We start from the raw sequence: 11367 nt of genomic DNA, 5'->3' as shown, positions 1-11367 counted from the left end.
CAGCAACTTATAGAAATGTGCTCAAGTCGTGTTACTCGTCGGATTTCGATTGTCACGCCTATGACACAGCCTCAGGATCGCGCCGTCATCCCCTTGAGGTTCCTTTATGAAGTTCTCCTCGATTCTCTTGTTGTCCCTTAGTCTGGCCAGCGGCATCGCTTCTGCTGGCGGCACCACCGAAGCCGGTGTAGGCGGCGCATTGGGCGGGGTTCTGGGCTCGGTCGTCGGTCAGTCGTTAGGCGGCAATACAGGTTCCACCATTGGCGCGGCCCTGGGCGGCGCGGGTGGTAGCGCAGTCGGCGCAAACAAACACAGCCGTGGCGAAGCCGCCATTGGCGGTGCGTTGGGCGCAGCAGGCGGTAACGTGGTCGGCCGCAGCATGGGCGGCACCACCGGCAGCCTGATTGGCTCGGCAGCAGGCGGCGGCGCCGGTGGCGCGCTGGGTAACTACATGGGCAACAAGAGCAACGAAGAAGACGATGATCATCGCTCCTATCGTGGCCATGATGACCGTCGTTACTACCGTGACGATCACCGTCACCGCGGCCATGCCTATGGGCATCGCAAGCATCACCGGTACTATCGCGACTAAGGCTTGAGTTGCCTGGTTAGCCGGTACATCAAAAAATCGCAGCCCAAGGGCTGCGATTTTTTTTGCCTGACTAAACCACCAGGCGCTCCAGGGCGTCGCGCAATCGGGCAGGGATCGCCACGGGCTGGTTCGACGCACGATCCACAAACACATGCACGAAGCGCCCCGCCGCACAGGCTTCGTCTTCCCCGGCCTTGAACACCGCCAGCTCATACTGCACCGAACTGTTGCCCAACTTGCCTACCCGCACACCGATTTCGATCCGGTCCGGGAAGGCAATGGAAGCAAAGTAGTCACAGGCTGAACTCACCACAAACCCCACCACCTCGCCGTCATGGATATCCAGGCCGCCGACTTCGATCAAGTAAGTGTTCACCGCCGTGTCGAAGAAGCTGTAGTAGGTCACGTTGTTGACGTGGCCGTAGGCATCGTTGTCATGCCAGCGAGTGGTGATGGGCTGGAAGTGCGGGTATTCGGAGCGTTGGGGCATCAGCGTCGATTCCTGGGGTTGTATGGGCAGTCTAAGGGGAAACCCCTCTCGTGATCATTCGCGAGCCTGCTCGCGAAGGCGCCGTCACGGGCGCCACCTCCATCACTTGTCAGCAAACCCCTTCCCGGCCACTGCCAAATCGCCAATCAATCGCGCCGGGCTCCAGTGATCACCCTGGCGAGTCTCCAGCGCCAGCAAGCGCTGATGAATATCCGCCAACCCTTGCTGATCCGCCCAAGCCATCGGCCCGCCCTTGTCCACCGGGAAGCCGTAACCATTGAGGTAAACCAGATCGATATCGTGGGACGAGTCGGCGATCCCCTCCTGAAGAATCTTCGCGCCTTCATTGACCAGTGCCAGCAAGCAACGCTCCAGAATCTCTTCCGACCCGATTTCACGACGCTGAAAGCCCAGCCCTTCGCTGACTTCCAGCACCAGCGCATCCACCGTCACATCGTGCTCGGCCTGACGACTGCCCGGTTCATAGTGGTAGAAACCGTTGCCGCTCTTCTGACCAAAACGCCCCAACTCACATAAACGGTTATCCACCTGAACCTCTGGCGCATCCTGCCCGATACCGGACAGTTGGCGGGCGCGCCATTGCAGGTCGACACCCACCACGTCGAACATGCGGAATGGCCCCATGGCAAAACCGAAACCTTGCAGCGCGGCATCCACCTGATAGGGGTACGCGCCCTCCAGCAGCATTTTTCTCGCTTCAAGTACGTATGTATTGAGCATGCGATTGCCGATGAAGCCGTCACAGTTTCCCGACACCACGCTGACCTTGCCCATGCGCTTGCCCAACGCCAGGGCGGCCTCAAGCACCGCCGGTGCAGTCTTGGCACCGCGGACGATCTCCAGCAGTTTCATGATGTGCGCCGGGCTGAAGAAATGCAGACCCAGGACCTGCTGCGGGCGGCGTGTAACAGCGGCGATGGCATCAATGTCCAGTGCCGAGGTGTTGCTCGCCAGAATGGCTTCGGGTTTGAGCAGGCCATCCAGTTCACGAAAAATCTGCTGCTTGAGTTCGAGGTTTTCGTAAACCGCTTCGATGACCAGGTCGACATCGCGGATAGCCGCATAATCAACAGCGGCGGTGACCCGAGCGATGCGGGCGTCTGCCTCGGCCTGATCGATGCGCTCCTGCCGCACATTGTGAGCGTAGGTATCCGCCACGGTCACCAGTGCCTGTTCAAGCATCTGCGGATTGTTATCGACCCATTGCACCGCGACCCCGGCGTTGGCCAGGCACATGACAATGCCCCGGCCCATGGTGCCCGCGCCGATGACGGCGGCGCGCTGAATATTGAACGGCGTCTGGCTCATGTTTTGTTCTCTTGTTGGCGATCCAAAGACAGCCCTCACCATAGTCAGGCATCGCGCATTTTTGAAATTTATTCCTGTGATGAGCAACATTCAGCGCGTGGATGCAACCCTGTAGGAGCTGCCGAAGGCTGCGATCTATTGACCTTGGCTTTTTTAAAACAAGATCAAAAGATTGCAGCCTTCGGCATCTCCTACGGGTTAGAGGTGCGCCTCGGACCAATTGCGCACTTCGGCATATGGATAGTCTTCCAATGCAGCAAACCCGGAAATCGCCCGCACCTTGAGCTTGGTAAACAGCGGCACGCTGATCCCGCACAGAAACCGCGTCACCCGCTCAGCCGATGGAACACTGCCCGTATGCTGTTCATGCCTGTGGATAAAATCGTCGCACAACGTCTCGAAATTTTTATCCACAAGCGCCGGCAGCTCAGGCGGGGCTGGCAGCCGTGCTACTTGCCCGTGACACACCGAACAATGCCCGCACTGCCTTGGCGCGTTTTCATCGCCGAAATACTCGGCCAGGCGATAACCCAGGCAATGGTCGGTGGCGAACAGGTCCAACATGGCGTGTATCCGCGCGATTTCGGTTTGCTCATGCCGGGTGAAGTAGGCGTGCAGTTCTGCACTCAAAACGGCGCTGTCGAAATCGGGTTGCAGCACGCTGTAGACCTCGGTCATCTGCTTGCTTTCAAGCTCGACCCAACCCTTTTCCTGAAAGTAATCCAGCGCCTTGACCACCCGATCGCGCTCGGCCTGATGCTGCTCATACAACGCATCGAAATTCACCGTGGCCCAGGTTCGTGCACGACTGGAGGTCTGGATGATCGCTGCGACGAAATCCCTGCGCTCACCTTCGAAGCGAGCCAGCAGCGCCTCGGGCTCCTGCAAATACTTGAAACGGTATTCGGCGTAATAGGCGTAACGCGGGGCAATCAATCCACGCAGTTCCAGTTGCACCAGCAAGGTCTTTAGCGGTAACTGACGGATGTTGCTCTGATCCGCCAAAGGCCCCAGCAAAAACTCCCACTGCCCTTCTGGCGCGGCGGCTTGCATCTCGTCGAGCACGCAGCGGATGCCGTCCCGCTCAGGGGTGTCGCCATAGACGAAGTTTTCCAGCACGTTGAGGCTGTCGCGGTTGGCCAATACCAGACAGTCGGACGGCTGCCCGTCACGCCCCGCGCGACCGATTTCCTGACTGTAGTTTTCGATGGATTTGGGCAGATCGAAATGCACCACGTTGCGGATGTCGCTCTTGTCGATGCCCATGCCGAAGGCGATGGTAGCGACGATGCAATTGGACTGCCCACCCATAAAGCGTTTCTGGATCGCCTCCCGTTGCTCATGAGGCAAACCGGCGTGATAGGCCTCGGCCTGAATCCCGTTGCGGCTCAGATGCTCGGCGATGTGCTCGGCAGTTTTCTGCAAGGTGACGTAGACGATGCTCGGCTGCCCAGGACGCTGGCTCATCCACTCGACAAGACGACGGCGCTTGTCCTGCCCGCGCACCGGCTCCACCCACAGATTCAAATTTGGCCGATAGAAACCGGTGGTCACCACATCCTCGGGCGCGATGGCGAATTTGGCCTGCATGTCGGCGATCACCTTCGGCGTCGCAGTCGCCGTAAGCAGCAATACCTGAGGGATGTTGAACTGGCGCTGATAGTCCGGAAGCTTGAGGTAATCCGGGCGGAAATTGTGGCCCCACTCCGAGATGCAGTGCGCCTCGTCGACCACCAGTAGCGAGATCGGCACCTGTTGCAAGAAATTGCGGAAGCGTTCGTTCTTCAGGCGCTCCACGGAGATCATCAAAATCTTCAGTTCACCGGACTTTGCCCGGGCCATGACATCGCTTGCAACATCGCGGCTCTGCGCCGAATCGATACTGCCTGCCGCAATGCCGTGGCGTTGCAGGAACCCGAGCTGATCCTGCATCAATGCCAGCAGCGGCGAGACCACCAGTGTCAGGTGCGGCAGCAAGACCGCCGACAACTGATAGCAAAGGGACTTGCCGGAGCCGGTAGGGAAAATCGCCGCCGCCGAACGCCCGGCCAGCACCGCGCTGACCGCTGCCTCCTGACCGGGTCGAAACTGTGGATAACCGAAAACCTGTTCCAGGGTGTTGTGCATAAGCTGTCACTCCGTTGACCGCTGCGATGAGCAAAGCCTAGCCGGCGATTGCAGCGCGTCGAGAAAAGGTCGGGGGTAAAAACGATACGGGATGATACAGCGGATGGCTCTACGGGATTGCCGAGGTTGAGCAATACGACGTCTGGTAGACCGCTATCGCGAGCAGGCCCGCTCCACATATGATCTTCACTAAACGTTGATTTTGTGCTCGGCCAAGAACCACTGTGGAAGCGAGCTTGCTCGCGATGAGGCCTGTTCCATCACCACAAAAATTCGAAAGGTCCTACGGATTCTGGCGCACCGAATACCGAGATTTTTCGAATAACAACTGACAACCCCGTAGGTATTTTTACCGGCAGCGGCTTCACCCTAAAAATCCCCCACCAACCTGTAGTCCCTTTCCTCAAAAAACGAAAAAAACCCTACAAAACCTGTCCATCACAGCCGTCTTGTCGCGCTGGCACAGCCCCTTCTATAGTTTGCGGCGCGGCTGAAAACAGTGTCTCGGCCTGCCGGGCACACTTGCCGATTTCGCACAGGACCCACTTTGATGAACAACCCCGACCCACTGACCAGCCGCTATCGCCCGCTCAAAACCCGCTACAGCGAAACACCCGTGCTGGTCATCGATACCGAAGCCGATCCCTTTGAAATCCTCGACGCCGCCCGCCAACGCATCCGCGCCGCCAGCGACCTGCTCGAAACCCTTTATTGCCTGTGCTTCAAACAAGCCGACACCAGCGATTTCCCGAACATCATCAGCGCGCTATACCTGTTGACCCAGGACGGCAACGACCTGCTCGACATCGCCCGCCAACGCCTCCCAAAAGCCACCGCAATCTAAAGCCAAGCCACAACCCCCTGTAGGAGCGAGGCTTGCCCGCGAAGAACGATAACGCGCTCCAGTTGACGCCATTCAATCGTTTAAAAAGCTGCCGTGGATAGGCCTGTAAGTCATGCCCTATCAAAGCTTCGGCACGGTCCTACAACAGAAGTCACCTTGTCGCCTATCGCCGCTCGGAGACAGACATCTATAGTCCGCGCTGCCGCTGCCAAATCAGCGACCGGGTTTGGTCACCTGAATTGAGAGAGAAAACTTTCGCATGCCCTTGTATGCTGCCGGCATCTTTTATGTCAGCACGCTTTATGGCGGCTGTGTTTGGGACGCTTCGGCGTACTCGGGTTATCTCTCCCTGGTTGACCAACCTGAGCACAGTCCGCCACCCATCGTTTGGTCACGGTAACGGCGGTTCTTCGACGACATAAAAGAGAAAAAATAATGAACAAATGGAATCCGTTCACCAACGAACGCTACTACCCCCTTACCACCAACCTCACCGATTCCCCGCCACTGATCATCGACACAGAAGCCCACCCGCAAGACATCCTCGAAGCCGCCCTCCAGCGCGTCCGAGCCTCCAGCGAACTACTCCGAACCCTGCACTGCCAGAACTTTCAAGACGGCGACATCGAAGACATCCCACAAATCACCCACGCGCTCTACCTGCTGACCCAGGACGGCTGCGACCTGCTCAAAGTCGCCCACCAACGCTTGATGGGGTGGAAAGCGCCAACCTGAGTTTTGCCTCTCCGATATTAAGATCCGCTCAATCATAACTGCCATTATTCTGGATGTATTCTGGTATTTCAGCTGAAATAATGGCAGTACATATGTTTTCCCAACCCACTTTTTTGTTGCCGTGGCGACGTCCTCAGGCAAAGCGATGCCTTTCCACTTAAGTGCTATTATTTTGGTATTTAAGCCTTAAAAATGAAGGAATATTGGTATATGGCCAAGAAAACTGCGCCACTCTTGCCCTCCGCAGCCAGATTGCTTGCCGAGTTCGGGGAGCGACTGAAGCTAGCGCGCCTGCGTCGCAAACTCACAGCCAAGCAAGTCGCCGAGAGATCAGGCATGTCACTGATGACCTTGCGCTCACTGGAGTCAGGGGGGGCGGGCGTGACCATGGGCGCCTACGTGTCTGTCATGCAGGTGCTGGGCCTGGAAAAAGACTTGAGCAAACTCGCTGCAATCGATGAAGTGGGGCGTCAGTTGCAGGATGCACAGCTGAAACCTGCGGCGAATTCCGCAGCCGTCGCTCGTCGACGAGCACCCAGAGTCAACGCTGTAAAAAAGACCGCCCCACACCCCGAACAGCACACGGAAGTGATTGAAAGCGGCGACGAGACTTCAGATTTTTCTGCGGACTTCCCCTTCAATACCCACTCACTTTCCAATCTGTTGACAAAGAAAAGCACCAAACCCACGACAGGTGAAAAATGACACTGATTGCTGTGTATGCAGACTGGGAATCCTTGAACGGCCCAAGACGCCTCGGCTTCCTGCATGCCAGAAAAACGCGCTCCACCAGTGTTTTCGAGTTTGAGTACGACGCTACGGCACTGGCCGATCCCGAACTGAATTTCACAACGCTGGATCCCCGAATCGGGCTCTTCGAAGGTCGTCAGTTCCCCGGTCAACACCAGACTCGGTTTGGTGTATTCGCTGATTCAAGCCCGGATCGATGGGGGCAATTACTGATGAAGCGACGACTGGAGCGGGACATTCGTGAAGGGTTGGCCCCAGCAGGCAACAAGCTTTACGAGTCGGATTTCCTTCTAGGCGTCCATGACCTCTACCGAGTCGGGGCAATCCGCTACAAACTCAATGACGAAGGCAGTTTTCTCGATGATCGGGATGGTGTCGCTGCCCCGCCCTTCGTCGAGTTGCGCGCACTGGAACAAGCAAGCCGCGCCTTGGAAAACGACCCGGATAACACATCAATCGACGGCGGCGAGTGGCTGAGAATGCTGATTGCGCCCGGCGGCTCACTGGGCGGAGCCAGACCCAAAGCCAGCGTCGCCGATGAACAAGGTCACTTGTGGATTGCCAAGTTTCCAAGCACCCGCGATGACTATGACGTAGGGGGTTGGGAATTGGTGGTTAATGCCCTCGCCAATCACTGTGGCTTGCGCGTCGCAACCGGTATCGCCCGACGCTATGCGAGCGATCATCACTGCTTCATGATCAAGCGTTTCGACCGAACCGCACGCGGTGGCCGACTGCACTTTGCCTCAGCCATGACCATGACGGATCGCGTCGACGGTGACGATGCCTCAGTAGGCGCCAGTTACCTTGAATTGGCTGAGGTGCTCATGGAGCACGGCTCGGAAACCAACGCGGATCTTAGGGAGTTGTGGTCTCGAATTGTGTTCAACATCCTGGTTTCCAACACTGATGATCACCTGCGCAATCACGGGTTTATCCTTGACCCGGGTCGTGGATGGCGTTTGTCTGCTGCCTATGACATGAACCCGGTGGCGCACGCCGATGGCTTGAAACTCAACATCACTGATTCAGACAACGCGCTTGATCTCGAACTTGCCCTGATCGTAGCGGAGTATTTTCGGGTCAATCGTGCGGATGCAGAAGACATAATCGAAAGCTTCAAGGATGTTGTCAGCCAATGGTCAACACTGGCTGGAGCCTTGGGATTGTCGAGGCGTGAACAGGACAAAATGGCACCAGCGTTTCGGCTTGCAGAATCTTAGCTACCTAGCCTGACCTAGAGTGAAGAACGTTCCCATGCGTGAGTAAAGACCAACAAGCTCAAGCCCAACCGGATACAGCGCCATGATCCTCGCCCCCAACCTCCCCGACGACCCAACAATGCGCCAGCTCCTGCAACTGTTACACGAAGAGCTTGGCTTCCCAGAGCGCAAAACCATCAGCCTCAACACCTCGATCAACTTCGACCTGAACTGCAACGGCGCCGACGCCCAGCATTTGATCGAGTCCCTGGAAGACCAGTTCGCCATCGACTTTGTGGATTACGACAGCTATCGCTATTTCCAACCTGAAGGCTACGATGTATTCCTCAAACGCAAGGCCAAGGGTCGCGGCGACAAGGAACCATTGACCATCGCCATGCTCTACCGAGCTATCAAGGCTCGACGCTGGGACACCCGGGAGCTGGAAGGCCTGTAATGTCCGGCGGATAACGATAAGGACATTGCGTGGACGTACTGATGGGTTTGTTGGCCGCCCTGCTTTGGGGCGGGACGGATTTTCTGGTGGGTTTGAATGCCCGCGCAGTGGGTGTCAAACGCGCCGTGTATTTCGGTCAAGCGCTGGGCTTCGCCATCATGAGCCTGCTGCTGATCGCCTTTCCCGTGTTCATTCTCAGGTCCATGGCCGCCCCGCCAGAGATCTGGTTGATTGGTGTCGCCGCCGCATTACTCACCGTGTCTGGCGCCTTGGCCTTGTCCAAGGCCTTCGCCCTCGGCAAAGCCTCAATCGTCGCGCCACTGGTGACGTCCTACGGCGTGGTGACCACGCTGCTCTCCTGGGCCGGTGGTGAACAGATCAGTCAGCTCCAGTTGCTGTGTATTGCCCTGTGCGTAATCGGGGTAATCCTCTCCAGCCTTCACTCCGACCCGAAAGTGCCACACACCACTCAGGCCAGCAGTTCCATTTTCTACGCGCTGCTGGCCGCCGTGTTCTACGGCACCAGTTTTTGGTTGCAGGGCCATTACGTCTTGCCGGTGATTGGACCGGTGACGATGCTCTGGCTCGCTTATCTGGTGGGCCTGATCGTGCTGGTAGCGATCGTCCTCAGAGTCGATGACGGACTGAAAATCCCGCCACTGAAAAACTGCCTGACGCTGACCGGCGCAAGCCTCATGAACCTGGGCGGTTTTTCGTCGTTTGCCTGGGGTGCGGTGGCCGGATCGGTTTCGGTGGTGACGGTGATCAGTACGTTGTCTGGCGGGATTGCGGCGATTCTGGGGTATATGTTTTTCAAGGAACGGCTAGGGAAGGTGCAGGTGCTCGGGGTGGTACTGGTTCTGGTCGGGGCGTTTGTCTTGCATTTGAAAACCTGAGACAACGCCCACAAAAAAGCCGCCCTGAAGGGTAATGCAGATCAGCTAAGGCAATTGTAGGAGCGAGCGTGCTCGCGATGAACTTGAGGACGACGCGTTTATCCAGCAAACACGCGTTATCGTTAACGTCCATCGCGAGCAGGCTCGCTCCTACCGGGTACAGCGCTCGCCTAACTGATCAGCACTACCCCAAAGGGCGGCTTTTTCATTGCTTCAAACCAACGCTTACAACTTTGGACCAGCAGCCTTGATCGCGTCGCTCACTTCGAACTTCTTGAAGTTCTCGATGAACAGGCCGGCCAGTGCTTTGGCGGCTTCGTCGTAGGCGGCTTTGTCTGCCCAGGTGTTGCGTGGGTTCAGCAGGCCAGTCTCAACGCCCGGTACGGCCAGTGGCACGTCGAGGTTGATGGTGTCCAGGTGCTCGGTCTCGGCACCGATCAGAGCGCCGCTCTGGATCGCTGCGATCACGCCACGGGTGGTCGGGATGTTGAAGCGTTTGCCGACGCCGTAGCCACCGCCGGTCCAGCCGGTGTTGACCAGGTAGACCTTGGAACCGAAGCCGCGGATGCGCTTGATCAGCAGCTCTGCGTATACGCCAGCCGGACGCGGGAAGAACGGTGCGCCGAAGCAGGTGGAGAAAGTCGACTTGATGCCACTGCCCGAACCCATTTCAGTCGAGCCCACCAGAGCGGTGTAGCCAGACAGGAAGTGGTAGGCCGCTTGTTCTTCGCTGAGGATCGACACTGGCGGCAGCACGCCGGTCAGGTCGCAGGTCAGGAAGATCACCGCGTTTGGCTCGCCACCGAGGTTTGCCTCGGAGCGTTTGGCAACGTGCTCCAGCGGGTAGGCGGCGCGGCTGTTCTGGGTCAGGCTGACATCGGCATAGTCGGCGTGCTTGGCGTCGTCGATAACGACGTTTTCCAGGACTGCGCCGTGCTTGATGGCTTTCCAGATAACCGGCTCGTTCTTCTCGGACAGGTCGATGCACTTGGCATAGCAACCGCCTTCGATGTTGAACACCACGCCTTCACCCCAGCCGTGCTCGTCGTCACCAATCAGGTAACGGCTTTCGTCAGCCGACAGGGTGGTTTTGCCGGTGCCCGACAGACCGAAGAACAGGGTCACGTCGCCTTCTTCGCCGATGTTGGCGGCGCAGTGCATTGGCAGTACGTCGGCGGCCGGCAGCAGGAAGTTCTGCACCGAGAACATGGCTTTCTTCATTTCACCGGCGTAACGCATGCCAGCGATCAGCACTTTCTTTTGTGCGAAGTTAAGGATCACGCAGCCATCGGAGTTGGTGCCGTCGCGCTCTGGAACGCACTCGAAGTTGGCGACGTTGAGAACCTGCCATTCTTCACGGCCAGCCGGGTTGTACTGGGCCGGGTTGATGAACAGGCAACGACCGAACAGGTTCTGCCAGGCAGTCTGGGTGGTCATTTTCACGGCCAGGTAGTGCTCGGAAGCCGAACCTACATGAACGTGGGAAACGAAATGCTCTTGCGCGTTATTGAACGACTCGACGCGAGCCCACAGGGCATCGAACTTGTCGGCCGGGAACTTGCGGTTGATCGGGCCCCAGCCAATGGCGGCCGAGGTGGACGGTTCGTCAACGATAAAACGATCGACTGGCGAACGGCCGGTACGGTGACCGGTACGAACAACCAGTGCGCCGGTATCGGCAAGCTCGCCTTCACCGCGGTTGAGGGCTTCTTTAACCAGATCATCAACACTCAGATCGGTGTACACGGCGTTATTGGCTTGCGTCATGAGGTTCCCCGTCGGCCAGTGGCCGAGTGCTCCAAACGTTTTTGTAGTAGAAAGTCGTGCACTACTACCGCGAAAAAAGTGGGCCGGATTATGCCAGAAAAGCCCAAAAAGAGTAGGCCCCTCCTGTCGTAACGGCGTTATTCCGGCACTAACCAGTGAATTTACCTGCGCTGAACCG

The 11367-nt window shown here is 57.6% G+C and carries 11 protein-coding genes; 7 read left to right on the top strand and 4 right to left on the bottom strand.

The window, feature by feature from the left end; all coding sequences use genetic code 11:
* Positions 1-106 precede the first annotated feature (106 nt).
* Entirely contained in the window at positions 107-592 is a 486-nt protein-coding gene (locus KUF73_RS27835) for a glycine zipper domain-containing protein (RefSeq protein WP_218441168.1), read from the top strand.
* A 70-nt stretch (positions 593-662) separates the two neighbouring features.
* On the opposite strand, the gene KUF73_RS27830 is transcribed toward KUF73_RS27835, so the two are convergent.
* From KUF73_RS27830 to KUF73_RS27820, 3 genes are all read right to left on the bottom strand, one after another.
* Positions 663-1082 carry a thioesterase family protein gene (locus tag KUF73_RS27830; RefSeq protein ID WP_218441167.1) on the bottom strand — a complete coding sequence of 140 codons (420 nt, stop codon included), beginning with the start codon at positions 1080-1082 and terminating at the stop codon, positions 663-665.
* Between the two features lie 102 nt (positions 1083-1184).
* On the bottom strand, positions 1185-2411 hold the full coding sequence (locus tag KUF73_RS27825) for a 3-hydroxyacyl-CoA dehydrogenase (protein ID WP_218441166.1): 1227 nt from the start codon (positions 2409-2411) through the stop codon (positions 1185-1187).
* Positions 2412-2609: 198 nt separating this feature from the next.
* On the bottom strand, positions 2610-4538 hold the full coding sequence (locus KUF73_RS27820) for an ATP-dependent DNA helicase RecQ (RefSeq protein ID WP_218441165.1): 1929 nt from the start codon (positions 4536-4538) through the stop codon (positions 2610-2612).
* Between the two features lie 550 nt (positions 4539-5088).
* Between KUF73_RS27820 and KUF73_RS27815 the strand changes: the two genes are divergently transcribed.
* From KUF73_RS27815 to KUF73_RS27790, 6 genes are all read left to right on the top strand, one after another.
* On the top strand, positions 5089-5382 hold the full coding sequence (locus KUF73_RS27815) for a hypothetical protein (RefSeq protein ID WP_218441164.1): 294 nt from the start codon (positions 5089-5091) through the stop codon (positions 5380-5382).
* A 435-nt stretch (positions 5383-5817) separates the two neighbouring features.
* A complete protein-coding gene (locus KUF73_RS27810; protein ID WP_218441163.1) occupies positions 5818-6117 on the top strand; it encodes a hypothetical protein in 300 nt (99 codons plus the stop codon).
* 210 nt (positions 6118-6327) lie between these two features.
* Positions 6328-6822: a helix-turn-helix domain-containing protein gene (locus KUF73_RS27805; RefSeq protein ID WP_218441162.1), complete on the top strand. Its 495-nt coding sequence runs from the start codon at positions 6328-6330 to the stop codon at positions 6820-6822.
* A complete protein-coding gene (locus KUF73_RS27800) occupies positions 6819-8090 on the top strand; it encodes a type II toxin-antitoxin system HipA family toxin (RefSeq protein ID WP_218441161.1) in 1272 nt (423 codons plus the stop codon). The genes KUF73_RS27805 and KUF73_RS27800 overlap by 4 nt, the downstream gene beginning before the upstream one ends.
* Positions 8091-8172: 82 nt before the next feature.
* Positions 8173-8526 carry a DUF1493 family protein gene (locus KUF73_RS27795; protein ID WP_218441160.1) on the top strand — a complete coding sequence of 118 codons (354 nt, stop codon included), beginning with the start codon at positions 8173-8175 and terminating at the stop codon, positions 8524-8526.
* A 41-nt stretch (positions 8527-8567) separates the two neighbouring features.
* Positions 8568-9422 (top strand): DMT family transporter, encoded by an 855-nt coding sequence (locus KUF73_RS27790; protein WP_218441206.1) that lies wholly within the window; start codon positions 8568-8570, stop codon positions 9420-9422.
* 225 nt (positions 9423-9647) lie between these two features.
* Here the strand turns inward: KUF73_RS27790 and KUF73_RS27785 are convergent, their stop codons facing one another.
* Positions 9648-11189 (bottom strand): phosphoenolpyruvate carboxykinase, encoded by a 1542-nt coding sequence (locus KUF73_RS27785; protein WP_218441159.1) that lies wholly within the window; start codon positions 11187-11189, stop codon positions 9648-9650.
* Positions 11190-11367: the final 178 nt, after the last annotated feature.

This window comes from Pseudomonas sp. PD9R (assembly GCF_019200975.1).
In the GTDB taxonomy this organism is placed as follows: domain Bacteria; phylum Pseudomonadota; class Gammaproteobacteria; order Pseudomonadales; family Pseudomonadaceae; genus Aquipseudomonas.
The sequence above is the reverse complement of the archived record's forward strand: the minus strand, read 5'-3'. Positions and strand labels throughout refer to the sequence as shown.